Origin of the sequence: Bacteroides sp. AF39-16AC (assembly GCF_003602735.1) — a bacterium.
Lineage (GTDB): Bacteria > Bacteroidota > Bacteroidia > Bacteroidales > Bacteroidaceae > Bacteroides > Bacteroides uniformis.
Window position 1 is genome coordinate 19,221 of sequence record NZ_QTLN01000007.1, and the last position, 25,835, is coordinate 45,055.

20 protein-coding genes, 1 tRNA gene and 1 pseudogene are annotated in these 25,835 nt (G+C 44.1%); 8 read left to right on the forward strand and 14 right to left on the reverse strand.

Translation table 11 applies throughout. The annotated features are described in order from the left end of the window. Positions 1 to 18: 18 nt before the first annotated feature. The 6 genes and pseudogenes from DW039_RS08030 to DW039_RS08055 all read right to left on the reverse strand — a co-directional run bounded on the left by DW039_RS08030 (position 19) and on the right by DW039_RS08055 (position 5,962). Entirely contained in the window at positions 19 to 1,515 is a 1,497-nt protein-coding gene (locus DW039_RS08030; protein ID WP_120381855.1) for a 4Fe-4S binding protein, read from the reverse strand. A gap of 130 nt (positions 1,516 to 1,645) precedes the next feature. Beyond that, positions 1,646 to 2,506: pseudogene (locus DW039_RS08035) on the reverse strand (trehalose-6-phosphate synthase); the annotation flags it as partial. Positions 2,507 to 2,645: 139 nt separating this feature from the next. Next, entirely contained in the window at positions 2,646 to 3,203 is a 558-nt protein-coding gene (locus DW039_RS08040; protein WP_005825500.1) for an NAD(P)H-dependent oxidoreductase, read from the reverse strand. Positions 3,204 to 3,527: 324 nt separating this feature from the next. Continuing rightward, positions 3,528 to 3,600, reverse strand: a tRNA-Lys gene (locus tag DW039_RS08045). Positions 3,601 to 3,693: 93 nt separating this feature from the next. Next, positions 3,694 to 4,497 carry an MBL fold metallo-hydrolase gene (locus DW039_RS08050; RefSeq protein ID WP_005837132.1) on the reverse strand — a complete coding sequence of 268 codons (804 nt, stop codon included), beginning with the start codon at positions 4,495 to 4,497 and terminating at the stop codon, positions 3,694 to 3,696. Between the two features lie 82 nt (positions 4,498 to 4,579). Continuing rightward, positions 4,580 to 5,962 (reverse strand): MFS transporter, encoded by a 1,383-nt coding sequence (locus DW039_RS08055; protein ID WP_005837133.1) that lies wholly within the window; start codon positions 5,960 to 5,962, stop codon positions 4,580 to 4,582. Between the two features lie 207 nt (positions 5,963 to 6,169). Here DW039_RS08055 and DW039_RS08060 point away from each other — a divergent pair, with 207 nt between their 5' ends. Then, positions 6,170 to 6,859 (forward strand): HAD family hydrolase, encoded by a 690-nt coding sequence (locus DW039_RS08060; protein WP_044468857.1) that lies wholly within the window; start codon positions 6,170 to 6,172, stop codon positions 6,857 to 6,859. A gap of 42 nt (positions 6,860 to 6,901) precedes the next feature. On the opposite strand, the gene uxaC is transcribed toward DW039_RS08060, so the two are convergent. Beyond that, the gene (uxaC, locus tag DW039_RS08065) at positions 6,902 to 8,308 is read right to left on the reverse strand and encodes a glucuronate isomerase (protein WP_008664581.1); all 1,407 of its coding nucleotides are present in this window, start codon (positions 8,306 to 8,308) and stop codon (positions 6,902 to 6,904) included. A 233-nt stretch (positions 8,309 to 8,541) separates the two neighbouring features. Here uxaC and DW039_RS08070 point away from each other — a divergent pair, with 233 nt between their 5' ends. Both DW039_RS08070 and DW039_RS08075 read left to right on the forward strand, forming a co-directional pair. Beyond that, positions 8,542 to 9,603 carry a substrate-binding domain-containing protein gene (locus DW039_RS08070; protein WP_035448524.1) on the forward strand — a complete coding sequence of 354 codons (1,062 nt, stop codon included), beginning with the start codon at positions 8,542 to 8,544 and terminating at the stop codon, positions 9,601 to 9,603. A gap of 39 nt (positions 9,604 to 9,642) precedes the next feature. Continuing rightward, on the forward strand, positions 9,643 to 11,091 hold the full coding sequence (locus DW039_RS08075; RefSeq protein WP_016273756.1) for a tagaturonate reductase: 1,449 nt from the start codon (positions 9,643 to 9,645) through the stop codon (positions 11,089 to 11,091). A 101-nt stretch (positions 11,092 to 11,192) separates the two neighbouring features. Here the strand turns inward: DW039_RS08075 and DW039_RS08080 are convergent, their stop codons facing one another. Both DW039_RS08080 and DW039_RS08085 read right to left on the reverse strand, forming a co-directional pair. Continuing rightward, on the reverse strand, positions 11,193 to 11,726 hold the full coding sequence (locus DW039_RS08080) for an FHA domain-containing protein (protein ID WP_005825486.1): 534 nt from the start codon (positions 11,724 to 11,726) through the stop codon (positions 11,193 to 11,195). 50 nt (positions 11,727 to 11,776) lie between these two features. Then, positions 11,777 to 12,931 (reverse strand): SPOR domain-containing protein, encoded by a 1,155-nt coding sequence (locus DW039_RS08085; protein ID WP_005825483.1) that lies wholly within the window; start codon positions 12,929 to 12,931, stop codon positions 11,777 to 11,779. 233 nt (positions 12,932 to 13,164) lie between these two features. Here DW039_RS08085 and DW039_RS08090 point away from each other — a divergent pair, with 233 nt between their 5' ends. From DW039_RS08090 to DW039_RS08105, 4 genes are read left to right on the forward strand one after another with little or no spacing between them, the layout of a single operon-like run. Continuing rightward, complete coding sequence (locus tag DW039_RS08090) at positions 13,165 to 14,583, forward strand: capsule assembly Wzi family protein (protein ID WP_057258612.1); 1,419 nt, start codon at positions 13,165 to 13,167, stop codon at positions 14,581 to 14,583. A 4-nt stretch (positions 14,584 to 14,587) separates the two neighbouring features. Continuing rightward, entirely contained in the window at positions 14,588 to 15,136 is a 549-nt protein-coding gene (gene rfbC / locus DW039_RS08095) for a dTDP-4-dehydrorhamnose 3,5-epimerase (RefSeq protein WP_016273757.1), read from the forward strand. Between the two features lie 3 nt (positions 15,137 to 15,139). Then, a complete protein-coding gene (locus DW039_RS08100; protein WP_005825480.1) occupies positions 15,140 to 16,453 on the forward strand; it encodes a UDP-glucose/GDP-mannose dehydrogenase family protein in 1,314 nt (437 codons plus the stop codon). Positions 16,454 to 16,490: 37 nt separating this feature from the next. Further along, entirely contained in the window at positions 16,491 to 17,291 is an 801-nt protein-coding gene (locus tag DW039_RS08105) for a DUF4738 domain-containing protein (RefSeq protein WP_005837141.1), read from the forward strand. 36 nt (positions 17,292 to 17,327) lie between these two features. Here DW039_RS08105 and DW039_RS08110 read toward each other — a convergent pair whose 3' ends face one another. Both DW039_RS08110 and serB read right to left on the reverse strand, forming a co-directional pair. Beyond that, positions 17,328 to 18,614, reverse strand: a complete 1,287-nt coding sequence (locus DW039_RS08110) for a DEAD/DEAH box helicase (RefSeq protein WP_044467634.1) — start codon at positions 18,612 to 18,614, stop codon at positions 17,328 to 17,330. A 128-nt stretch (positions 18,615 to 18,742) separates the two neighbouring features. Next, the gene (gene serB, locus DW039_RS08115; protein ID WP_120381856.1) at positions 18,743 to 19,972 is read right to left on the reverse strand and encodes a phosphoserine phosphatase SerB; all 1,230 of its coding nucleotides are present in this window, start codon (positions 19,970 to 19,972) and stop codon (positions 18,743 to 18,745) included. A 276-nt stretch (positions 19,973 to 20,248) separates the two neighbouring features. On the opposite strand from serB, the gene DW039_RS08125 reads away from it, so the two are divergent. Then, positions 20,249 to 20,749 (forward strand): thioredoxin-like domain-containing protein, encoded by a 501-nt coding sequence (locus DW039_RS08125; RefSeq protein ID WP_005825473.1) that lies wholly within the window; start codon positions 20,249 to 20,251, stop codon positions 20,747 to 20,749. Between the two features lie 274 nt (positions 20,750 to 21,023). Here the strand turns inward: DW039_RS08125 and DW039_RS08130 are convergent, their stop codons facing one another. The 3 genes from DW039_RS08130 to lon are packed head-to-tail and all read right to left on the reverse strand — an operon-like array spanning position 21,024 to position 25,764. Then, complete coding sequence (locus tag DW039_RS08130) at positions 21,024 to 22,160, reverse strand: LptF/LptG family permease (protein WP_005825471.1); 1,137 nt, start codon at positions 22,158 to 22,160, stop codon at positions 21,024 to 21,026. Beyond that, positions 22,157 to 23,287, reverse strand: a complete 1,131-nt coding sequence (tgt, locus tag DW039_RS08135) for a tRNA guanosine(34) transglycosylase Tgt (protein ID WP_005825470.1) — start codon at positions 23,285 to 23,287, stop codon at positions 22,157 to 22,159. The genes DW039_RS08130 and tgt overlap by 4 nt, the downstream gene beginning before the upstream one ends. After that, positions 23,284 to 25,764, reverse strand: coding sequence for an endopeptidase La (gene lon, locus DW039_RS08140; protein ID WP_005825468.1), 2,481 nt, complete (start codon positions 25,762 to 25,764; stop codon positions 23,284 to 23,286). Before lon ends, tgt begins: the two co-directional genes overlap by 4 nt. Positions 25,765 to 25,835: the final 71 nt, after the last annotated feature.

A 25,835-nucleotide genomic window follows, 5' to 3' on the forward strand; every position in this document is an offset into this window, starting at 1 on the left:
TATAGAAATTCTACTTTGTTATATAATTCGATGTCTTTCATGTCCTTCCACATAGATGGCACTGAACGGACGGGCCGGACAAAGATTCTCACATGCCCCGCAGCCGATACAACGCTCCACATTGATTACCGGAATCTTTGGAGAATCCTTGTCTTCAGGTATACTCGGCACCATTTGTATGGCTCCCGTCGGACAATGGCGTGCACAGTTACCACACTGCATACCATCCGTCAGTGGTATGCAATTTTTCTTTACCCACACGGCATGCCCTATCTGAACGGATGATTTATCAGCTTTGGTTATCGGACGGATAGCCCCTGCAGGACATACCTCCGAACATTTTGTACATTCCGGTCTGCAATAGCCGCGTTCGTATGACATTTCCGGTTGCATCAATTTCCTTAAGTCTGCAGAAGGACGAAGAACCTGATTGGGACATGCCGACACACAGAGCTGGCAGGCCGTGCAGTGTTGCGCCATATTGCGGGCACTCAATGAGCCGGGAGGAGTGAGGGGAGTGCTTCGCTCAGGAATCTTCTTATCTTCAATGGCTGCCAGTCCTCCGTCTACTTTCTTTTCCTGCGCTTTTAAAACAGAAGTAGCTGCAACCAGAGCCGTTGCTGTGAAAAAACTGCGGCGGGTTTCGTTTATCTGTTCCGAATCTGCCTTGCCCGCAGCAGGTTTACCGAAAGGATGATACTTGTAGGAAATGGCTCCATGCTTGCACTTCTCAATGCAGTTCATGCAAACCACACACCGGCTTGCATCAATCTGATGCTCCTTAAAGTTGATGCAGGCTGCCTTGCAGTTGCGTGAACAAAGACTGCATTGGTTACACTTTTCCGAATCTATTGTGATGCGGAAAAGCGAATAACGTGAAAGGAAGCCCAAGACCGTTCCTACCGGGCAAATCGTATTACAATAGGTTCGTCCGTTGCGTCCGGCCAGAACAACAAGCACAGCCAAAGTAGCGGCAGCAATAATAAAAGTCGGCAGGCTCTTCAACCATACATCCGTTTCATAAAAGGCATAACTGTCTGCCCGTTCAGCCAGATAAGCAAGCAGATTGTTGCCCCATTGCCATATAGGTTGAAAAAGATTATTGGCAATACGTCCGTATGCACTATAGGGTGCAAGTAGAGCAGCCAATGAACCAATTCCGGCAATCAAGGCAATGATAAACACACCCAATACGCCATAGCGCAGCCAAGATAAGGCCGGAGAATAAGAGTAAGGAAGCTTCCTGCGTTTTTTAGGTTGCCGGCCCAGCCATGCCAGTATATCCTGAAATACCCCTAAGGGGCAAATCACAGAACAATAGATACGCCCGCATACCAAAGTGAGAATTACAAGAAACAATATCACTCCCACATTCAGCGCCAATACAGCCGGCAAAAACTGGATTTTGGCTAACCAGCCGAACCACCCATGCAACGTTCCCGTAAAATCAAGGAACAGCAAGGTGATGAGTGCAAAACAAATCATTGCAAAAGTCAGTCTAATCTTCCGTAACATGATAATCCTTTATTTTGAGTTCCTAAACATTCTATATCAGCGATATGAGTACAAAACAACTGCCGAAATAGTAAAATTTTCTTTATGCAAAAATAAAGAAAAAAAGAAAGATATCATCATTCAATGGAATTAAAAACGAAAGAAATAAACGGTGCAGAATGCCTTTACTATAATCCAAGCGGTCTACAGAAAGAATCAACTTATGATTTCCGAAAAATTTCCGTGTACGGTCTATCGCCCGCCGTACTTCCGGTCTGGAAGAAGCATTGTGATACAGTCCGTAGTTGATTCCCATAGGAAGAGCATCGGTCTCAACTACTCTATTCCCGAGTTGTGCTTCGTCCAGTTTAAAGTCAATACGCAGTACCCGTTCGACAGCACTAATAAAATGCCGCATATAGTCATAAGTATGGAAAGCTATAAAGTCAGCATCCAATAATCCTTTCAGGATTTCTGCACGTTCCGGTAATATCCGGAAAAGTTCATAGGAAGGGAAAGGGATATGATGGAAATATCCGATATTCAAATTCGGGTAAACCTTCCGAAGCATTCCGGGAAGCAGCATTGGCTGATAGTCTTGAATCCACACCTTGTCACCTGGATGTATCACGCGGCAAATGGCATCGCAGAACAACTGGTTCACTTCCTGATACGATTGCCAGAAAGAGTTCCGATATAGCGTATAAACAAAAAAGTAGTGACATAATGGCCAAATAGTACTATTACTATAGCCTTCATAATAATTCTTTATCTGTGTTTCGGACAAGAATACTGGGTGAAAATTTATTCCTTCCAATCTAGAAGTGATTTCCTTTTTACTTTCTTCGTTGTCAACGCATATTCCAGGCCATCCAATCCAATGTTTTTCGTAGGAAATCTGAAGTGAGTCCAAACCGGTAGCCAGTCCACCTTCACTTCATGAAAACACGAACGTTTCATCCTCTTTGGTAACCTTAACGGGTAATCTGTTTGATATAATATAAAATTTCATGTATGAGTTAACACAAGAAATATGCCAACTCATACAATATTTTATTTATTGCTTATAATCAGGATTTTAGAAAAAGATAAAGAGAAAAACAAACATTCAAAAATGAAAAAGAATGTTCCATTTCGATATGGTCCTACTATTACCAATTATCACTGAAAATGTCTTTCTTCACCAATGCTTCAATTCTTTGCTTATAGCAATTTATCCCTTCTGCTATATTTTTACTAGCTTCCGAAGTCCCCATTCCATAGACTACAAGAGGAGTTTGCCATATCATTCCAGCATGTACAGCACTTGCTTGATAAGGTCTTAACAACTCATCCACCGTAAAACGATTTCTTCCTCCGCTTCTATAAGCATCATGTTCAGAGCCGGCAGTAGTGACCACCATCAATGTCTTACCAGCCACAGCAGGAGTTTTTGCCAGATAAGTAAATACTTCATCCAACCATCTCTTCAATAAAGAAGGAGCCGACATCCAATAGAACGGAAACTGAAATACAAGCGCAGATGCATGCGATATGATAGTGCTCCATATCTCTGCATTAAAAGCATCTTCCATACGCATCTCATATAAATTGTATATGGCTACCTCTCCCATGTCACTAATAGCATCCATCAATGCCTTGTTAGCTCGCGACTCTTTTATATTGGGATGTGTCAGAAGAACTACTACTTGCTTTGAATCTTTATCCATATTGTTTTTCTTTTAGTTTAAAATCATTGATGTGTGTACAAATATACAAAATATAGATATACGAGTAGGAGGAAATAAAAGTTTTCTTCCTACTTTCATTTTCTGACATATATTTTCGAATGTGACGAAAGAGGCGGAAAGCGGGTGAGGGCAAAGGTATAAAAACAAACTTCTGAAGAATTTATTATGCGGACTAACGAAAAATAATGTATCATCCCCATATAGATTTACTAGTGATTCCGTATGAGGAGCTTATACCCATCAAAGCATGTTCTTGTTAAGACAAATTAAAAAAGGAACAACAGTAGTTGTTCCTTTTTTAAGTACACCCTCAGGGATTCGAACCCTGGACCCACTGATTAAGAGTCAGTTGCTCTACCAACTGAGCTAAGAGTGCATTCCTTATTTCTTGTTTGCGGGTGCAAAAGTAGTCCTTTTATTTTATTCGTGCAAACAAAACGGTGTATTTTTTGCGATGAAATGGGATTTTTTATTCAAACTCGTATAAATCAGAAGGAGTAGTACGCTTCAAAGCACACAACTGTACATCCTTTCCTACGATAATTCCTTTTTCCCTTAATTTCCATTCCACTGTTTTATATGCCAATTCAGGATGATTGTTGTCCTTGCTCAAATGACAAAGCCAAATATACTGTAAATGTTCCGTCATATTTTCCGAAAGAAATTCAGCAGTAGCAATATTACTCATGTGTCCGGTGCGGCTGGTAATCCGTTCTTTCAGGTATTGGGGGTAGGTACCCATGCGTAACATTTCCTCATCGTAGTTGGCTTCCAATATCAGATAATTGGCCTTTCTGATATATTCTGCGGCCGTAGGAGTAATTTCACCAAGGTCTGTAAGAAAAGCAAACACTTTTCCGCCTATCTCAATGCAATAGCCCACATTGTCCGTGCCATCATGAGGTACCTCGAAAGATTCGATATGAAAATCTTCCAACTGCATGGGTTGCTGCTTTTCCAGGTAACGGACAGACGAATATAACTTTTCTGTCATGCAATAGCTCCGGTTGATGCCCTCATGAATCCGGGCGGTTGTATAAATAGGAATATTCAGTTTTTCACCCAATCCGCCTACTGCTTTGATATGGTCCGCATGATCATGCGTAACAAATACCGCACGTATCATTTCCATGCTGATACCTGCTTCTTTCAGTCCTTTTTTTATCGTCCGTACTGCAATGCCGGCGTCGATGAGTATTCCATATTTTTCTGTGCCTATATAATAACAGTTGCCGCTGCTTCCACTGGCAAGGCTTATAAATTTTACTTTCATCCTAATCTCCTTAATTACAAAAAAGCCGTCGCTTTTAAAAAAAGTGACGGCAAATATACAAAAAGTATGCAATATATAAACCTTATGCCTTCTTCTTTTTGTCGATGAATTCGGTAGTTTTGGCAAAAACGAATAATGCTATTGCCGCAACCAATCCTATAACAGCGAAATAATACCAGATATAATGTGCATTGACACTAGCTGCTTCCCACGCTTCGCGGGTTTCAAACAAGACTGGATCAGGACAATATTTTGTCAGAAGCACCCCCGCAATACCGAATCCGAAAATAGAAGAGAGGAATGAATGAAGATGACTGAAACCGAGGTACATACCTTCTTCGCCCTTGGGGGCCTGCAAAGAGAAGTATTCCAGATAACGCGGTGAGATAAAACATTCTGCCAAAGCTTGCACAACAATACCAAACACCATCATCAAAGTAATATTGCTCATGCCGGAAATAATATCGTTGCCCAGCAAATTACCGCATGCCATCAGCAATGCCGATACCGGAATAAGAAACATGCCTATATTCATAGAAGTAATAGCTGTGCGCTTTGCCATCCACCGGGTGATAAAACTTACGCAGCAAACCACTACAAACGGGTTTACATTGGCTATCCACCCCGGTTTGGCTGTTTCACCCGCCATACGGATGACATATTTGGGCATAGTTGCATAGAGCTGTTGCTGCACCATCCAAAAGCCGGTTACGATGAGGATAAGAATCAACAAACGCCAATTAGTGATAATACGCAGAAAACCTTGCCCAATTTCACGCATGCTTTTCCCTTCACCTGCTGTATGTGCCGATTTATACAATAAGATGACAGCCAATAATGCCAGCACCGTCATGGCAGCCGAGAAGTAATTGATATAAATATAAGCTTGCTCACCGATAACATTCCGTAGAGGGTCGACCACCGTTTTTCCGGTAAAAGCTCCTATATTCACCATCATATAGAAGATGGAATAGCCGCGAGCACGGGTAGCCTCTGTTGTTTCCTTAGCCACCGATCCCGATATGATAGACTTGATGAACGAACCTCCTACCATGATAACAAACAATACGGGGACAATCATCCAGCGGTCATTACTATCCGGCAATCCTGAAAAACGGGTTGTCTCGCCATACTCCACCAGACCGGCTGTTTCCAGTAGGGTGGGAAGCAATCCCAAGCCCAAATACCCGATGGAAAGCAGTGAGAAAGCAATAATCATCGACTTTCGGAAACCTATCTTATCGGCATATGCGCCCGTAAAGATAGGCAACAAATAGAGCCCTCCCGAAAACAGACCGGAAATCATGCTTGACTCAAAATCATTGAAACCTAAAATATTGGAAAGATAAATGGTAAGAACAATAAATACAGCATAATATGCCATGCGTTCGAACAGTTCTACTGTACTGCTTACCCAAAAAGCTCTGCTGAAGCCTTTGGAAGCGGGTTGGGGTGATGTCATCATCCTTTTGTACGATTAAAATTTATGTATTAAATGAAAAAATAAATGCAAAAATAGGAAATTAATATCGTGTTTGCAAGATATTAATTTTCTGCAAACACAATATTAATAAGTTGCAGACAAGATATTAACTTCCCATTTATCACTATTTATCTTTTCATTTATATAGAATACTCCGTATCTTTGGACGCTTTTATAAAACGACCATTCATGAAAGATAAAATCGAATTTATAGCTTTTGACGCTGATGACACACTGTGGGAAAGCGAACTTTATATTCAGGAGTTCGAGCACAAATTCTGTAACCTTTTAAGGCAATATCTGCCTGCTTCATCCATATCACAAAGGTTTTTTGAAACAGAAATGAAGAATCTGCATATGTATGGCTATGGGCTGAAGAGCATAATGCTCAGTATGACTGAAACCATCTGCAAAGTGACAGACGGAAACGGGAATATGCATCTTATAGATGAAGTAATAGGATGGGGACAAGAGCTTCTGCAGAAACCGGTTACACTACTGGAAGGCGTGAAGGAGACCATATCGTCACTTCATGGGAAATATAAATTGGTGTTGGCCACTAAGGGGGACTTGTTCGACCAGAAAAGAAAAATAGAAGCTTCCGGACTGCGAGAATATTTCCATCATATCGAAATTATGAGTGACAAGAAAATCGATGATTACCAGAGGCTGATTGATACATTGGGCTGTCCGCCTGAAAAACTCCTGATGATAGGTAATTCTGTAAAATCAGACATACTTCCGGTATTGGAACTTGGGGGATACGCTGCCCATGTACCATACCACGTGACTTGGGCATACGAGCAACATGAAGGGGAAATACGACATCCCAATTTTATACGATTGGATAGTATCAAAGGAATATTAGATAAGCTATAAGTTATGGGTGAAACTGCATAACTTATAGCTTACTATTGCTTTTTAGAATTGGAAGAAATTCTTAGCGTTATAATAGCTGATATCTTCAATCATCTGGTTTACGCGTTCCATCTCGGAAATAGGAATTTCACCATTTTCTACATCACGGCCTACAAGATTACACAATGTACGGCGGAAATATTCATGGCGCGGATAGGAGAGGAAGGAACGGGAATCGGTCAGCATACCAACAAATCGGCTCAATAAGCCCAGTACAGAAAGGGCATTCATCTGCTTTTCCATACCATCCTTCTGGTCAAGGAACCACCAACCGGAACCGAATTGAATCTTACCGGCAACCGTACCATCCTGGAAGTTACCCAGCATAGTAGCAATGACTTCGTTGGCGCATGGATTCAAATTATAAAGAATAGTCTTGGTCAGCTTACCATTGGAGTTTAAGCGGTCGAGAAATTTAGCCATAGCTTTTGCTGTAGTAAATTCGCCAATGGAATCAAAACCGGTATCAGGACCTAACAGTTTGAACATCTTACTATTGTTATTGCGAATAGCACCATAATGGAACTGTTGTGTCCAACCTTTCTCCCAATCCATTTCGCCGAACACAACCAGCATGGCCGACTTGAATTTCAGAATTTCCTCCTTCGTCAATCCAGTACCGCCATATACCTTGTTAAAGATAGCCTTAACTTCCGCTCCTGTATAATCCTCGGCATAGAATTCTTCAATTCCGTGGTCAGACAGTTTACATCCTTGTTTCGCGAAAAAATCGTGACGCTTACGCAAGGCAGCAACCATATCGTCAAAGCAGGAAATAGCCACATCGCTCACTTCGGCCAACTTTTCTACATATGCGCGAAAATCGGCAGGAACTTCCACCGCCATTGCCTTATCCGGACGCCAAGTAGGCAACATCTTGATTTCAAAGCCGCTCTCACGTGTCTTGATATGGTATTCCAAGGAATCAATAGGATCATCTGTAGTACAAACCACTTCCACATGATAACGGCGCATCATGCCACGGGCGGAATATTCAGGCTGTTTCAGCTTCTCATTACATTCATCATAAATTTCACGGGCCGTATGAGGATTGAGAATTTTATCGATTCCAAAAGCGGTCTTCAATTCAAGGTGGGTCCAGTGATACAACGGATTACGGAAAGTATAAGGTACCGTTTCGGCCCACTTCTCAAACTTTTCCCAATCTGTAGTATCCTTACCGGTACAGAAACGTTCGTCCACACCATTGGTACGCATGGCACGCCACTTGTAGTGGTCACCTCCCAACCAAATCTCAGTCAGTGACTTAAATTGATAGTCTTCCGCCACCATTTGAGGAATCAAGTGACAATGATAGTCGATAATCGGCATTTTAGCCGCATGCTCGTGGTACAACTTCTGTGATGTTTCCGTTTGCAACAGAAAATTTCCGTCCATAAAGTTTTTCATCTTCTTGTGTTTTAAGTATCTAAAAATATTACTTTCTATCTATTACACCTATATAGTATTGATTGTAAAGCTAATAGGTCGTATAATTGTTTTTAGTTTTATTAACCGTTATCGAACACAAAAGTAGAAATTTTACTTGGAGAAACAAAATAATTCGTATCTTTGCGGCGAATATTTATAATATTTAAGCTTCAGACGTCTCACCTTTACTGCCTTAGGCAGCATACCTCAAGATGGAAAACAAGAACTATACCATTAAAGACATAGCACGCATGTCCGGCGTCTCTGCCGGCACTGTAGACCGCGTACTGCACAACCGCGGAGACGTATCCGTTTCCAGTAGGGAAAAAGTCCAGAAAGTACTCGACGAGATAGATTATCATCCCAATATGTTTGCCATCGGGCTGGCGGCTAAAAAGCACTATCATATTGTCTGCATTATACCTTATTATATAGAACATGATTATTGGTATGCTGTAGCAGCGGGAATTGACCGTGCCGCACAAGAATTACGGCCGTTCAATGTTGGAGTTAGCTATCTGTACTATCGGCATGCGGACAAATCCTCCTATAAAGAAGCATGTGCTGTGCTCCGGGAGGAAAATGCCGACGCCGTACTTGTTGCCCCGAATTTCCGAGAGGAGACCATAAAACTCACTGCTTATTTGGAGGAAGCGGATATTCCCTATGCATTCATAGACTTCAATATTGAACAGACGCATGCCTTGTGTTATATCGGACAAGATTCCAAAACCAGCGGATACATCGCTGCCAAGATTCTGATGCGTAGCTATGAAAAAGGGCAGGAGCTTGTGTTATTCCTGAACAATCAGAAAAACAATCCGGCAGAAATCCAGATGCAACGCCGCCTCGAGGGGTTCATGCAATACCTTTCCGAGGAACATAAGGATTTGATTATCCATGACATTGTGTTGCACAAGGAAGATACTGACGGCAACAGACGGATGTTGGATGCTTTTTTTAAAGAACATCCCCAAGCCGTACTGGGAGCTGTTTTTAATTCCCGTGTTTATCAGGTGGCAAATTATCTGCACGAAAAGGGGCAGAAGCTGGCAGGACTTGTGGGATATGACCTTTTACACAAAAATACAGAGTTCCTGAAAACCGGTGAAGTAACCTTTCTCATCGGTCAACGCCCAGGCCTGCAAGGCTATTGTGGCGTGAAGACTTTATGCAACCACGTGGTATTTAAAAGACCGGTCACTGCAGTGAAATACATGCCCATCGACATATTGATGAAGGAAAACATAGACTTTTACTTTGAGTTTGAATAATCAAAAAATTACATATCAACCATTTAAATCATTTTTTAAATGAAAGCATTAAACAAAGAAACTGCTCCCAAAGCACAACGCCCGGAACGCATTATCCAGTTTGGCGAAGGTAATTTCCTTCGCGCATTTGTGGATTGGATTATTTATAACATGAATCAAAAGACCGATTTTAACAGCAATGTGGTAGTAGTCCAACCCATCGATAAAGGTATGGTTGACATGCTGAATGCCCAGGATGACCTTTATCATGTAAATCTGCAAGGTCTGGATAAAGGAGAAACCATCAACAGTCTGACTATGATAGATGTAATCAGCCGTGCCTTAAACCCCTATACTCAAAACGATGAGTTCATGAAATTGGCCGAACAACCGGAAATGCGTTTTGTCATTTCCAACACGACGGAAGCAGGTATAGCCTTTGACCCTGCTTGTAAGCTGACAGATACACCGGCGTCTTCTTATCCGGGCAAACTGACACAGCTGTTGTATCACCGCTTCAAGACATTCAACGGCGACAAGAGCAAAGGACTGATTATCTTCCCTTGCGAACTCATCTTCCTGAATGGCCACAAGTTGAAGGAGACAATCTATCAATACATTGAATTATGGCAGTTGGGTGATGAGTTCAGAACTTGGTTTGAGGAAGCCTGCGGTGTATATGCAACACTAGTAGACCGTATCGTTCCAGGATTCCCCCGCAAAGACATTGCCGCTATAAAAGAAAAGATACAGTACGATGACAATTTGGTAGTGCAGGCTGAAATTTTCCATTTATGGGTCATCGAGGCTCCGCAAGAAGTCGCCGAAGAATTCCCTGCCGACAAAGCCGGACTGAATGTATTGTTTGTTCCTTCCGAAAAACCTTACCACGAAAGAAAAGTAACCTTGCTGAATGGACCTCATACCGTACTGTCTCCGGTAGCCTATCTGTCGGGGGTAAATATTGTACGCGATGCCTGCCAGCATCCTATAATCGGACAATACATCCATAAAGTGATGTTTGACGAGCTGATGGAAACGTTGAACCTGCCGAAAAACGAATTGAAAAAGTTTGCAGAAGATGTATTGGAGCGCTTCAACAATCCATTTGTTGACCATGCCATAACCAGCATCATGCTGAACTCTTTCCCTAAATACCAAACCCGTGACCTTCCCGGCCTAAAAACCTACTTGAAACGTAAAGGAGAACTGCCGAAAGGTCTGGCATTGGGACTGGCTGCCATCATCACGTACTACAAAGGAGGTACCCGCGCAGACGGCACAGAAATCATCCCGAATGATGCTCCCGAAATCATGCAGTTATTGAAAGACCTTTGGGCAACGGGGGATACTCACAAAGTGGCAGAAGGCGTATTGGCAGCCAAAGACCTTATTTGGGGGGAACACGGAGACTTGAATACCGTTCCAGGATTGACAGACATGATTACCTGCTTCTTAAAATCCATCCAAGAAAAAGGTATGTCAGAAACAGTAAAAGGCATTCTTTAATTCCTATGACTTTAAACAAGCAGACCGTACAAAAACTTTTTTTGTACGGTCTGCTTTATTTATACCACATTTAATGGGAAATACACAGTTTTCTTTTTTGTCTAAAGGCTCTCTTGTTCTGCCGCTCGCAATATAAAAGTAGTGGCACCAATAGTTACAATGGCTCCATCCTCAATGCGAATGCGGTCTTTGTCACCCAAAATTTCATTATTAAGGAAAGTTCCCGTCAGGCTGGGAGCATCGCGTAAGGTATAAATCAACACTCCCTGCTTATTGCGCTTTACATTAATGATACAGTGACGCCGGTCCATACTCATATCCGAAGTCTCAATCGGCACATCGATAACATTCCCCACGCAACGCCGGCCTATGATATTGTCACCTTCTTGCAATGGAAGTACCTGCTTAAAACCAAACACGTTCTCAATGACCGTGATGCTGCCAAAAGCCTCTTTAAACTCCGCTTCATCCGGACGTTCTTCCTTTTGAGGGGCTTTCATCTTTGATTTACCTAAACGGATACTGAACTGCTTCTTACACTGGTCACATACAAAGACCAGTGATTGGCCTTCGGTATACTTGGTTTCATCGAATGTTAAGTAATTCTCACATTTGGGACAACGGATACGCTTCATGATAGTTAAAAATTAAAGAATTAAAAAATAAAGCAAGGGTAGATTACTTTCTACTTCTTTAATACCCAAGCGTTCTTATACGTTTCATTCTGGCGAACTCTGTTCAATGCCTGATATGCTTCTGTTTCTGTGCCACAAGACTCAATGCTGACACGCATTTTACCATCTCCAACAATTGCTTTTGCATGAGGGTAACCTTTTTCAATCAGTTGCTTTGCCATTGCTTCGGCATCCTTCTCAGTACCTACACTGGCAATGATGACGTGGTATTTCTGTGCAGAGACAAGTGACGGGGCGACAGTCCCTGCCGTGGTCTTTTGAATTTCACTCTTTGTTGTTACAGATGTTGAAGAGGACACTTCTGCCGCCTGCTGCTTAGGCTGAGAAACAACCGGAGCATTCTGCGCGTTAGCTTGGCCCACCTTAACCTCTCTTACGGCAACCGGAACCACCTTTTTCTTTGCCTTCTGCCCCGTGTTTTTTTGAGCCGACGCTTTCGGAGTGTCGGCCTTCCGGCTAACAACAATCGGATTAATGGCAAGGGATTCCTTTTCTATCATCTCAAAAAGTTCATTCGGAAGTAATTGCGCATAATTTCCTTCAACCACTTCCGTATTCTCTATCGGTGTAGACAAAAAGAAAAACAAGGCAACCACTGCAATCATGGCAACCGCATTCGACAAATAGGAACGGTTGAATTTAATCTCAAACCTTCGCTTTTTGTCTTCCGGCACAACTGGAACAGAATAACGGATGGTCTTTTCCATGTACGGTTTCTTCAGTTCCGCCAGTTCCTGCATTTCAAAACTATCCAACCCATATAAGTAAGGAGTGGTTATCTTGTGGTCATAGGGAACAAAGTCATAAATACCATGAATGGAGTAACGCAATTCGCCAATGTTGGGCAAATCCACCTTACCTTCTTCATGGAGAGCAGTGAATATATGCGCCACTTCTTTTTCTACAATCCGCGTAGCATCAGAAAAATCAGTATCATAGACAGCCATATAAGATTGTACAAGTAAGCCGTCATTCATCTTCAGTTGAGGATTGAAACCGATAATACGGGTAGGGGGCAGAAAAACATTCTCTTCTGCTACTCTCATTGCCGGAGTATAATGGGCTACAAATCCTCCCAAACCGGGAACAATGACACAATCGTTCTCCAATAACAATACTTCTATGTGCTGTGCTAATTCAATCATGCTACAAAAGTAGCGGAAATATCGGATATACGCTAGTTTCAGAGCTTTTTTCTTATCAACAAATTATGAACATTGCACATTGAAAATGTATTTGAAAAAGGTTTTTCGGCAAGAGAAGGGATTTTTACCGGAAAAATTTCTACTTTTGTACCGTTTAGCTATGCTTGTCAAGAATAGAAGGACAATTGCCCTCGCAAGAGTATACAAACCTAAACACTTAACAAAAGACTATTATGCGTATTATCTTCTGTTTGATGGTTTTCTTGTTCATAGGAAAAAACACGATGCTGGCACAACAACTGTCCTCATTCGTAGAATATGGAACAACCCTGCATACCGGTGACAACACCCCTCTTTGGCAGGTCAGCAACCAGCAAGGACTCACTTCGCTCGACAACAATACTTACATACGTGGAGGAATATCCTACAAACACCAACTTGGAAAATGGAAGTTTGAAGAAGCACTGGATTTGGTTGCAGCAGCCGGATTCAGCACGACCTCCTTCATTGTACAGCAGGCTTACGTAGACATCCGTTACAAGTGGTTTGGATTCTTTGCCGGAAGCCGGGAACAGAATTCTCCATTGCTGAATCAAGAGCTGAGCAGTGGCGGCATGACCTGGTCGGGTAATGCGCGTCCCATCCCACAAGTACAGATAGGCATACCCGAGTATGTACAGTTGCTACCCCGTTTAGGCCTGAAAGGAGAAATCTCGTACGGATGGTTTACAGATAACAAATACCAGCGGGAGCAAGTCGGAGAAAAATACTGGTACACCAAGAGTATCAAATACCATCATAAAGAAGGGTTCCTGCGTATCGGTATACCCAAAGGAAAATGGCAACTGGAACTCGGAATGACCCTCGACACCCAATTCGGAGGATACAAGATTGGAGGTTCCGAATCGGGAGACTTGGGCAACGGATGGAAGGATTACGTACGCGTATTCTTCCCCGGCCACGGGCGTGAGGACGGACCGGTAGGTGAACATCTGGCTTTCCAAGGCAATTTTCTGGGTAGCGAATATATCAAAATGACTTATCGTCCTAAGGAAGATTTCTCCATCAGCGCCTATCTGGACAATCATTTTGATGACTTCTCCGCCATGGCCAAACTCAACGGTTGGGATGGCTTATGGGGTGTGGAATATAAATCCAACCATAGACAAGCCATCAACGGAATCGTTATCGAATATCTCCAGACTACCAATATGAGCGGTCCACTGCACGGTTTGCAAAATTCTGTAGTAGGTAAGACCGGAGGAGCCGACAACTACTACAACAACGGTTACTACCCAGGATGGGCACATTGGGGTATGGCGATAGCCAATCCGTTGATAGCATCGCCTATCTATAATAAGGATGGCGATATGAGTTTCAAGTACAATCGCGTTAAGGCCCTGCATCTGGGATGGAGCGGCGACATCAGCAGTGAGTGGAGATATGTGGCAAAATTGTCCCACAACAGAACTTGGGGAACTCCTCATCGTCCAATACCCGATATATTAGAAAATTTTTCTACTTTTGCATCGTTTTACTATATTCCCCGTAAATGGAAGGGCTGGTGCTTCAACGCGTCCCTTGCATTGGATATGGGAGAGATATATGGAGACAATTTTGGATTCCAACTGAAAGTACATAAAACATTTTAAGAAAATGAACTACATACAAACAGAGATTGACGGCGTATGGCTGATTGAGCCGAAAGTATTCCATGATGCCCGCGGATACTTTATGGAAGCATTTAAGGAAGAAGAGTTCCGTGCACATGTCGGAAACGTTCACTTCATCCAGGACAATGAGTCCAAATCCTCTTTCGGTGTATTACGTGGTCTTCATTACCAGAAGGGTGATTGCAGCCAGGCCAAACTGGTACGTGTCATTAAGGGAAAAGTGCTGGACGTGGCTGTCGACTTAAGAAAATCTTCTCCCACTTTCGGAAAGTATGTCAGTGTGGAGCTAAGTGAGGGGAACAAAAGACAATTCTTCATTCCGCGTGGTTTTGCCCACGGTTTTCTGGTGCTGAGCGATGAAGCTGTCTTTACATACAAGGTAGACAACGTATACGCACCACAATCCGAGGCATCCATCCGTTTTGACGACGAAACCATCGGTATTGAATGGCCCGTTGCTACGGAACAGCTTCTATTATCAGATAAAGACGGACATGCCGTATCGTTCAAGGATGCGGTCTATTATGAATAAAATATGAAAATAGCCATTGTCGGTACAGGATACGTCGGTTTGGTAACCGGAACCTGCTTTGCGGAAATCGGTGTCAACGTTATTTGCGTAGACACGAACAGTGAAAAGATAGAGTCACTGAAAAAGGGTGTTATTCCTATCTATGAAAATGGACTGGAAGAAATGGTTAGCCGGAATGTGAAAGCAGGACGCCTGCAATTCACCACGTCTCTGGAGAGTTGTCTGAATGAGGTGGAAGTGGTATTCAGTGCCGTAGGTACACCACCCGATGAGGATGGAAGTGCCGACTTGAGCTATGTGCTGGAAGTTGCCCGCACCATTGGACGCAATATGCAGAAATATGTGTTGGTGGTAACCAAAAGTACCGTTCCCGTAGGTACTGCCAGAAAAGTGCGGGCTACCATTCAAGAAGAACTTGATAAGAGAGGGATGAACATTGACTTCGATGTCGCTTCGAATCCCGAGTTTCTGAAAGAAGGTAATGCTATCAACGATTTTATGAGTCCCGACCGTGTAGTGGTGGGAGTAGAGTCCGAACGAGCCAAGAAGATAATGAGCAAGCTCTACAAACCATTCCTGCTGAACAACTTCCGTGTCATCTTTATGGACATCCCTTCTGCAGAAATGACAAAGTATGCAGCTAACTCCATGCTTGCCACCCGCATCAGCTTCATGAACGACATTGCCAATTTGTGCGAATTGGTGGGAGCGGATGTAAACATGGTGCGCAGTGGTATCGGTTCGGATACCCGTATCGGACGCAAGTTCCTCTATCCGGGGATAGGTTACGGCGGTTCATGCTTCCCTAAGGATGTAAAGGCACTGATTAAAACGGCTGAACTGAGCGGCTACAAGATGCGTGTACTCCATGCAGTAGAGGAGGTGAACGAGAAACAGAAGAGTATCTTATTCGAAAAGTTGCAGAAGCATTTCAATAATGATTTGGAGGGAAAGACCATTGCCATTTGGGGGCTGGCCTTTAAACCCGAAACAGATGACATGCGTGAAGCCCCGGCTCTGGTATTGATTGACGAGTTGCTGAAGGCCGGTTGTAAAGTACGTGCCTACGACCCGGCTGCCATGAACGAATGCCGACGCCGCATAGGAGAAAGTATTTATTATGCGACAGATATGTATGATGCTGCGCTGGATGCAGATGCACTGATGCTGGTGACCGAATGGAAAGAATTCCGCCTGCCTTCATGGGCAGTCATCAAGAAAACTATGGAGCAGCCGTTGGTATTGGACGGACGTAACATTTATGACAAGAAAGATATGGAAGAACAAGGTTTCACATATCATTGCATCGGAAAATAAAGTTGCAGAAAAAAGAAAAGAAATAAATAGGGACGTTATGACAATAAAAGGAAGTGCGATTCTCATTGTACTTGTTGTCTCATTGGCCTCATGCAGCAACAGACAAACAGGAGAGGTTTCCGTAAAGGAAGACCTCATTGCAAAACAACTGTTACAAGGCATCTGGGTGAACGATGAAACAGAAATGCCGTTGATGCGCATCGAAGGGGATACGGTATATTATGCCAACCCGCAAAGCGCTCCCGTACCTTTCAAGGTTGTTCACGATACAATCTACATATACAGCAATGAACCGGTGGCCTATAAGATAGACCGTCAAACGGAATACAGCTTCTGGTTCCACTCGCTGGCCGACGAAGTAATTAAACTGCATAAATCAGAGAATGCGGAAGATTCTTTGGTTTTCACCAGTCGAGAAGTGGAGGTCATTTCTACTACTCCGGAAGTGATAAAGAAAGACAGTATCGTAACATACAAGAATACAAGATATAGGGGATATGTATATATCAACCCCTCAAAGATGAAGGTTTTCAAGACTTCCTATTCTGAAAATGGAATCAGTGTGGACAATGTGTATTATGATAATGTAATCCACATCTGTGTATACGAAGGGAAGAAGATGCTTTATGGCCAGGACATCACTAAAAAGATGTTTGCGGATATATTCCCTGCCGAAATGCTGGACCAGGCCATTCTTGCCGATATGAATTTCATGGGTGTGGATAGTAAGGGGTACCATTATCAGGCAACCCTCGGCATACCCGAAAGTTCCGTATACAATTTGGTAAATATGATTATTGGTTTTGACAATACAATGAACATAGAAAAAGCGGAATAAATCCGCTTTTTCTATTTCTTTTCTTCACCACAATGTTTATTTCTTCTCGCCGCCATTCTGTGGACGTTTGGCTCTGGGCTTTCCACCTTTACTGTTGTTACGGCCGTTCTTGTTTCCTCCTGGCTTACGTCCGTTTCCACGGCCGCCCCGTCTTCCTCCGTCAAATGCTCTCGGCTTGTATTCGGGGGCTTCGCCCAGCTCCTCGGGAACCGGTATCTTATAGATGTCCCTATCCAGGAATTTTTCGATATTCTTAAAGTTCCCCTGCTCCTTTTCGGAAACGAAAGTGATGGCTACGCCGTCATTATTGGCACGCGCCGTACGTCCGATGCGGTGCACATAATCTTCACTGTCGTGGGGAACGTCGTAGTTTATCACCAGACGGATGTCATCGATATCAATACCTCTCGCAACGATATCTGTGGCTACCAGGATATTGATACGTCCTGCCTTGAACTCATACATCACTTCTTCGCGCTGTGCCTGCTCCAAGTCGGAGTGCATTTCACCAACGTTCAGTTTCATCTGCTTCAAAGCTTTGGTCACTTCCTTCACTTTCAGTTTGGAAGAAGCAAAGATGATAACGCGTTCCGGCGTCTCCTCTGCAAAGAGGCTACGGATGATGCCCAGCTTCTGATTCTCGTAGCAGACGTAGGCTGCCTGCACAATCTTTTCTGCCGGTTTGGAAACAGCCAGCTTCACCTCGGCAGGATTGTTCAGAATGTTACCAGCCAACTGTTGTATCTTAGCAGGCATGGTGGCAGAGAACATGATTGTCTGCCGCTCTTTAGGAAGGAATTTGACAATTTGCATAATATCGTCATAAAATCCCATGTCCAGCATCCGGTCTGCTTCATCCAAAATAAAATAAGAGACACGGGAAAGATCTACATAACCAAGGCTAAGATGGGCTATCAAACGCCCCGGGGTAGCAATAACGACATCAGCACCCAGTGTCAACCCTCTTTTCTGCTGCTCGAACAGTATTCCGTCATTACCGCCATACACAGCCACGCTGGAAACCGGCATGAAATAAGAGAAACCTTCCATCTGTTGGTCTATCTGTTGCGCCAACTCGCGGGTAGGAGCCATGACAATGCAATTGATGGCATCGGCAGGGTGTCCGCCCTCTGAAAGCTTGTTCAATATAGGCAACAAATATGCGGCTGTTTTTCCCGTTCCGGTTTGTGCCACTGCTATTAAATCTCGACCTTCGAGTATGACGGGAATTGATTTTTCTTGTATGGGGGTGCACTCTTCAAAGCGCATGGCATCCAGTGCCTCCAGCACATCGCCATTTAAATGTAGTTCTGAAAACTTCATGTATCTCTTTTAAATTTGCGTACAAAGATAGGAAAAAGACTTATAAAATAGACTCTTACAGTAAAAAAATAAGCCCTTGGGACAATAATTATCTCAAGGGCTTGCAAATTTGTTTCAAGCATCTGCCTTCAACGGGGAATATCAATGTATGAATCCTTAAATCCCAGAAAGTAAAGTACGCCATCTAAGCCGATGGTGTTGATGGATTGCTTGGCATTGGCAACTACTTTGGGCTTTGCATGGAAAGCGATTCCAAGGCCGGCAATTCCCAGCATGGGCAGGTCGTTGGCACCGTCGCCCACAGCAATAGTCTGCGCAATATCCACTTTCTCCACCTGAGCTATCAAACGCAGCAACTCCGCCTTACGCTTACCGTCGACTACATCACCGAGATAGCGGCCGGTCAGTTTGCCATCCTCTATTTCCAGCTCGTTAGCATACACATAGTCTATACCGTACTTCTTCTGGAGGTACTGCCCGAAGTAGGTAAACCCTCCCGAAAGAATAGCTATCTTGTAACCGTATTTCTTCAAAACATACATCAGGCGATCCACACCTTCCGTAATGGGAAGATTCTCTGCAATCTCCTGCATCACGGACTCATCCAATCCTTTCAACAAAGCCACTCGTTCGCGAAAGCTCTCGATGAAATCTATCTCACCACGCATGGCACGTTCGGTAATGGCCTTCACCTGGTCGCCCACACCTGCACGTATGGCCAATTCATCAATCACTTCCGTTTCAATCAGCGTAGAGTCCATATCGAAGCAAATGAGGCGGCGCATCCGGCGGTACATATTGTCCAACTGGAAAGAGAAATCCATTTCCAGTTCGGTTGCCAGTTTCATCAACTGCTCTTGCATGGCAATACGGTCTTTCGGAGTGCCTCGAACGGAAAACTCGATGCAGGCGCGTGTACGCGATTCGCATTCGTCCAGCGGGATACGTCCTGTAAGGCGCTTGATGGCATCGATATTCATGCCTTGCTCTGCAAGGATACGGGTAACGGCAGATATTTGACGGGCAGACAACTTACGCCCCAATAAAGTAAGAATATAGCGGTTCTTTCCCTGCATATTCACCCAATCCTCATACTCTTTGGCAGTAATGGGGTAGAAACGGACAGTCACTCCCAGGGAGGAAGCCTTGAAAAGCAGTTCCTTCATAATGAACCCCGAGTGTTGTTCTTCCGTCTTGCACAAAATACCCAACGAAAGAGTATTGTGAATATCTGCCTGGCCAATATCCAGAATGGTAGCATCATATTTCGCCAGAATTTCCGTCACGGAAGCTGTCAGTCCCGGACGGTCTTCACCCGTAATACGTATCAGGATGAGTTTAGTGTTCAATGGTTGCATAAGTCATCTTTTTGATAGAATAATAGGCTACAAAAGTAAGGAAAATTCCCACTATTTATGCTAAATAACATAAAAATATGCCTCTAAAAAGTGAGAAAAATGCTTGTTTATTTGGAAGTTTGTTTAGGAATTACTTACCTTTGCACCCGATTTCACAATTAAAAGCTTTGATTATCAGTGTATTTATCACTATTCAAGGCTTTGACAAGACGATGTTCCGGGAAGAAATCACTGTTGAAGGACAGTCCCGGATAGTATTAACCAAAACCGTGCCGCATGAAATATGCAAAATGGATTTTTGTTGTATTACTAATAAGTTCCTTGACTTCTTTTGTAGAAAAAGACAAACCTACCGGAGGTTTGAATGTGGGTGACATGGCCCCGGATTTCAAAATCCAAACCATGTCGGCAGAGCAATCCCAAACCGAACTTTCAGACTTGAAAGGAAAGTATGTATTGCTCAGTTTTTGGGCAAGTTACGACGCGCAGTCCCGGATGCAAAACGCAAGTTTGAGCAATGCGCTTCGCTCTACTGCCCGCAACAATGTGAAGATGGTTTCAGTTTCATTCGATGAGTATCAGTCAATCTTTGAAGAAACCATCCGTAAGGACCAAATAGTTACGCCCACTTGTTTCGTGGAAACTAAAGGCGAATATTCCGGCCTCTTTAAGAAATATCGCTTAGGCCGCGGATTCACTAACTATTTACTGGATGATAATGGTGTAATTATTGCCAAAAACATCTCTGCTGCAGAACTTTCCGCTTACTTGAATTAAGCTTGCTGATGCCCGGTGCATACAACAGCAACTTAAAAAAACCTGTAAGACGAAAGTGAGGGTGTTCCCTAGAAACCGACGTCTCTTTCCGGCAAAAAAGGGAACAGAACAAAAGAGGAAAATGAATACAACAAAAAGCCCCTCCCGCACTTGTACAACGCAAGAGTGGGAGGGGCTTCTTATTTTAATGGGCTTCCAGAGACAAACATCCTAAACCTCTGCTTTAGTACGCCAAACCTCAACTTGAGCAAGCTGAAGTAGAGGTTTAGAATGCTTATTTCGGCGCTTTCCTATATAGATAGAATGCAATGAAGGCATACATTATATTCGGTATCCACACAGCGATGACCGGAGGCATGTTGCCGTTCACGGCAAATGTGGAAGCAATGGTCTGAAACAGAATATAAGAGAAACTCAATGCCAAGCCTATACCTAAATGCAATCCCATTCCACCTTTCGTTTTCTTGGAAGACAAAGACACTCCAATCAGCGTCAGGATAAAGGAGGCAAACGACATGGCAATGCGTTTGTGGTACTCTATCTCAAATTCCTTAATGTTGGCAAAGCCGCGTTGCCGCTGCCTGTTGATGTACTCGCTTAGCTGAGGGCTGGTCAACATCTCCTGCTGGTTCTTCATAATCAGGAAGTCGGCAGGCTCCATAAAAAGGGTAGTGTCTATGCGGTCACCCTTCGTGATACTCTCCTTCATGCCATCCATCTGGCGAATCATATAATCCTTGATTTTCCACTTATGCACGGCCGTCGTGTCGTAGGTAATGGAACGGGCTGTAAGGTGGGAGACCAGTTGCTTGTCATTGAACTTGTCCAAAGAAAAGCGATAACCGGTCTTGCTGTAGTCTTCAAAACGTTCGATATAGGCAATTACCCCCGAATCCACTTCCAGCTGGATGTTCCGTGCCGTATTCGCCTTACGGGGTTTGTAGTACTTGTCCTCAAAATTGATACGTGTCACACTGCCTTTGGGAATGACATAAGACCCGAGGCAGAACGTCACTACCGCAATGATTGCCGCAGATACCATATAAGGACGCAACATACGCTTGAAACTCATTCCCGTAGAGAACATGGCAATAATCTCCGAGTTCTCCGCCAGTTTGGAAGTAAAGAAGATTACGGCGATAAATACAAACAGCGGACTGAACAGATTGGCAAAGTAGGGGATGAAGTTCAGATAATAATCAAAGACAATAGCATTCCACGGTGCTTCATGAGACATGAAGCGGTCCATCTTCTCGTTGAAGTCGAACACCACCGCAATGGAGATAATCAATGCGATGGCAAAGACATATGTACCCAGGAACTTCTTAATAATGTACCAGTCCAGCCGCTTCAGGAATTTACCTCTCGGCAGCTTTATATTCTTCCATATCCTCCAGTTCATTTTTCTCATAATCTTGTCGATACGCGTTTCACCATCATCGGTTTCCAGGTAGCAAAGTCGCCTGCAATGATATGCTTACGTGCCTCGCCTGCCAGCCACAGATAGAAAGCCAAGTTGTGGATAGATGCTATCTGCATGGCAAGCAGCTCTTGTGCATGGAACAGATGGCGCAAGTATGCCTTGCTGTACATGGTATCTACGTAGGAGGCACCGTCTGCTTCAATGGGAGAGAAATCCATTTCCCATTTTTTGTTGCGCATGTTCATGATGCCGTCCTTGGTAAACAACATGCCGTTGCGTCCGTTGCGGGTAGGCATCACACAGTCGAACATATCGACACCGCGTTCAATGCCCTCTAGAATGTTTACCGGGGTCCCGACTCCCATCAGATAGCGAGGCTTGTCTTTGGGAAGAATACCATTCACCAGCTCAATCATCTCGTACATCTTGTCTACAGGCTCGCCCACAGCCAGACCGCCAATGGCATTACCGTCAGCACCTTTAGAGGCGACAAACTCTGCCGACTGCTCGCGGAGGTCGCGATAGACGCAACCCTGCACAATGGGGAATAAGGATTGCTGATAACCGTACTTCGGTTCTGTTTCGTTGAAACGCTTGATACAACGGTCCAGCCAGCGATGTGTCAATCCCAGTGATTTTTTTGCATATTCGTAGTCCGAATCCCCCGGAGGACATTCATCAAAGGCCATCATGATGTCTGCACCGATAGTCCGTTCTATATCCATCACCTTCTCCGGCGTAAAGATATGCTTGCTACCGTCGATGTGCGAACGGAATTCCGCACCTTCTTCGCGCAACTTGCGGATACCGGACAACGAGAATACCTGGAAACCGCCGCTGTCTGTCAGCATAGGACGGTCAAAGCCGTTGAACTTATGCAGTCCACCGGCTTTCTCTATCACTTCCAGTCCCGGACGCAGATAAAGATGATAGGTATTACCCAATATAATCTGCGCCTTTATATCCTCTTTCAGCTCAGGCAGATGCACGCCTTTCACTGTTCCCACTGTACCTACCGGCATAAAGATAGGTGTCTCAATCTGCCCGTGGTCAGTAGTAATCAGTCCGGCACGTGCATTGGTCTTGCTGTCTGTATATTGTAACTCGAATGTCATTCCTCTTTCTTTTCGGTCTTTTCTTTCTTTACGGACAAGTCGATGGCATCGGCTACTTTTTCATCAGTCAGCGCAATGGCAAACACTTCCTTAATATCTTTCACATAGTGGAAAGTCAGTCCTTTCAGATATATATCCTGTATCTCTTCTATATTCTTGCGGTTCTCGTCGCTCAAGATAATCTCCTTGATACCGGCACGCTTGGCAGCCAGTATCTTCTCCTTGATGCCTCCTACCGGAAGTACCTTACCGCGAAGTGTTATCTCTCCCGTCATGGCAAGATTGGCCTTCACCTTTTTCTGGGTGAGGGCAGAAGCGAGGGAGGTAGCCATCGTGATACCGGCAGACGGACCGTCTTTCGGAATGGCGCCTTCGGGCACATGGACATGGATGTTCCAGTTATCAAAAATCTCTTCGTCAAGATTCAGCAGGGAGGCATGCGCCTTGATGTATTCCAATGCCAGCATGGCCGACTCTTTCATTACATCACCCAAATTGCCGGTCAATGTCAAACGTCCACCCTTGCCACGGCTCAGGCTGGTTTCCACGAAAAGTATTTCACCACCTACGGCAGTCCACGCCAGACCGGTCACCACCCCTGCATACTCATTACCCTGATACTTGTCCCGGGTATATTCGGGTGCACCCAGGAATTCATACAAGTCTCCCGGTTTTATTTCGGTCTTCGCAAAATAACCGTCCGTAGCATATTGGCGTGCAGATTTACGGAGTATCTTTCCGATTTTCTTTTCCAGTTCGCGCACGCCGCTCTCACGGGTATAATTCTCTATAATGGCTTCCAGTGTGTTCTTCGGAATCTTGATATCATTCTTTTTCATACCGTTTGCCTCCAATTCCTTCGGAACCAGATGGCGGCGGGCAATCTCAATCTTTTCTTCCGTGATATAGCCGCTTACCTCAATCAGCTCCATACGGTCCAGCAACGGTCCGGGGATGGTATTCAGATTATTGGCAGTAGCGATGAACATCACTTTGGACAAATCATAGTCCACATCCAGAAAGTTATCATGGAATGTAGTATTCTGTTCCGGGTCGAGCACTTCGAGGAGGGCAGAGGAGGGGTCTCCCTGGCGGTCGGCACTCACCTTGTCTATTTCATCCAGAATAAATACCGGATTGGAGGAGCCTGCCTTTATCAGATTCTTGATAATCCGTCCCGGCATGGCACCGATATAGGTTTTACGATGACCGCGAATCTCAGCTTCATCATGCACGCCTCCCAGCGACATACGGATATACTTACGCTTCAAGGCTGCAGCAATGGAACGCCCCAAAGAGGTTTTTCCCACACCCGGAGGGCCATACAGACAGATGATGGGGGACTTCATATCGCCCTTCAGCTTTAATACAGCAAGATGTTCCAGAATGCGTTCCTTCACCTTCTCCAAACCATAATGGTCTTTGTTCAGTGTCTTTTCTGCATTGACAAGGCTCAGATTATCCGTCGTATAAATGCCCCACGGTAAACTAAGCATCGTCTGCAGATAGTTCAGCTGCACGCTATAGTCGGGAGACTGGGGATGGGTACGTTCCAACTTATCCACCTCTTTCAGGAACGTAGCCTTCACCTCATCATTCCATTTGATGGTCTCCGCCTTCTTACGCATCTCCTCTATTTCCTGCTCTTGACCGCCGCCACCCAGCTCATCCTGAATGGTTTTAATCTGCTGCTGCAGGAAATACTCACGCTGCTGCTGGTCTATATCCTCACGTGCACGCATCTGGATAGACTCTTTGATTTCGGCAAGCTGCACTTCACGATTCAGAATCTCAAGCAGGCGGTAGGTACGCGCCCGCAAAGAGTCGATACGGAGCAGTTCTATCTTTTCGTCTTTCTTGAGTGGCAGGTTCGTACAGATAAAGTCTACCAAAAACATTGGATTGGTAATGTTCTTGATGGCAAATGCCGAATCCTGCGGAAACATATCGGATGACTTGATGTAGCGTACTGTCAAGTCTTTACACGCCTCTACCAATGCATGGAATTCCTTGTCATTCTTCTCCGGAAGTTCTTCATTCAGCGTAGCTATCCGTCCCTTCAGATAAGGAGTCGTATCCGTAATCTCCTTCAGTTCCATACGTTTGGAGCCTTGCAGAATGACGGTAGTTGTCTGGTCTGGCATTTCAAGCACACGTACTATCTTGGCAACTGTACCGATGGTATGTAAATCCTCAAACAGAGGTGTCTCTGTTTCAGCCACCTTTTGGCATACAACAGCTATATAAGAATTTTTCTTTTCTGCTTCACGCACCAATTTGAGGGAAGATTTTCTTCCTACAGATACCGGCATAAACACCCCAGGGAACAATACCATATTTCGGAGAGGCAATATCGGTAAAACCTCTTCTACCTCAATGTCCATCAATTGTTCTTCATTCCCCTCAAAATCAGCAATTACAGAGAAAGCGTTTCCGCTTCTATCTTCGACATCACTCAGGTAATTTCTTTTCTTCATTTCTTTCTTTTTAGTTTATGTCATATTGGCAGGCCAATAAAGCGCCTGCAAAGTTAAGCTATTTCTTCATA

What these genes read in the sequence shown, in the direction of transcription:
- DW039_RS08030 (WP_120381855.1), bottom strand. Translation starts at nt 1,515, where the DNA reads ATGTTACGGAAGATTAGACTGACTTTTGCAATGATTTGTTTTGCACTC.
- DW039_RS08040 (WP_005825500.1), bottom strand. Translation starts at nt 3,203, where the DNA reads ATGGATAAAGATTCAAAGCAAGTAGTAGTTCTTCTGACACATCCCAAT.
- DW039_RS08050 (WP_005837132.1), bottom strand. Translation starts at nt 4,497, where the DNA reads ATGAAAGTAAAATTTATAAGCCTTGCCAGTGGAAGCAGCGGCAACTGT.
- DW039_RS08055 (WP_005837133.1), bottom strand. Translation starts at nt 5,962, where the DNA reads ATGATGACATCACCCCAACCCGCTTCCAAAGGCTTCAGCAGAGCTTTT.
- DW039_RS08060 (WP_044468857.1), top strand. Translation starts at nt 6,170, where the DNA reads ATGAAAGATAAAATCGAATTTATAGCTTTTGACGCTGATGACACACTG.
- uxaC (WP_008664581.1), bottom strand. Translation starts at nt 8,308, where the DNA reads ATGAAAAACTTTATGGACGGAAATTTTCTGTTGCAAACGGAAACATCA.
- DW039_RS08070 (WP_035448524.1), top strand. Translation starts at nt 8,542, where the DNA reads ATGGAAAACAAGAACTATACCATTAAAGACATAGCACGCATGTCCGGC.
- DW039_RS08075 (WP_016273756.1), top strand. Translation starts at nt 9,643, where the DNA reads ATGAAAGCATTAAACAAAGAAACTGCTCCCAAAGCACAACGCCCGGAA.
- DW039_RS08080 (WP_005825486.1), bottom strand. Translation starts at nt 11,726, where the DNA reads ATGAAGCGTATCCGTTGTCCCAAATGTGAGAATTACTTAACATTCGAT.
- DW039_RS08085 (WP_005825483.1), bottom strand. Translation starts at nt 12,931, where the DNA reads ATGATTGAATTAGCACAGCACATAGAAGTATTGTTATTGGAGAACGAT.
- DW039_RS08090 (WP_057258612.1), top strand. Translation starts at nt 13,165, where the DNA reads ATGCGTATTATCTTCTGTTTGATGGTTTTCTTGTTCATAGGAAAAAAC.
- rfbC (WP_016273757.1), top strand. Translation starts at nt 14,588, where the DNA reads ATGAACTACATACAAACAGAGATTGACGGCGTATGGCTGATTGAGCCG.
- DW039_RS08100 (WP_005825480.1), top strand. Translation starts at nt 15,140, where the DNA reads ATGAAAATAGCCATTGTCGGTACAGGATACGTCGGTTTGGTAACCGGA.
- DW039_RS08105 (WP_005837141.1), top strand. Translation starts at nt 16,491, where the DNA reads ATGACAATAAAAGGAAGTGCGATTCTCATTGTACTTGTTGTCTCATTG.
- DW039_RS08110 (WP_044467634.1), bottom strand. Translation starts at nt 18,614, where the DNA reads ATGAAGTTTTCAGAACTACATTTAAATGGCGATGTGCTGGAGGCACTG.
- serB (WP_120381856.1), bottom strand. Translation starts at nt 19,972, where the DNA reads ATGCAACCATTGAACACTAAACTCATCCTGATACGTATTACGGGTGAA.
- DW039_RS08125 (WP_005825473.1), top strand. Translation starts at nt 20,249, where the DNA reads ATGAAATATGCAAAATGGATTTTTGTTGTATTACTAATAAGTTCCTTG.
- DW039_RS08130 (WP_005825471.1), bottom strand. Translation starts at nt 22,160, where the DNA reads ATGAGAAAAATGAACTGGAGGATATGGAAGAATATAAAGCTGCCGAGA.
- tgt (WP_005825470.1), bottom strand. Translation starts at nt 23,287, where the DNA reads ATGACATTCGAGTTACAATATACAGACAGCAAGACCAATGCACGTGCC.
- lon (WP_005825468.1), bottom strand. Translation starts at nt 25,764, where the DNA reads ATGAAGAAAAGAAATTACCTGAGTGATGTCGAAGATAGAAGCGGAAAC.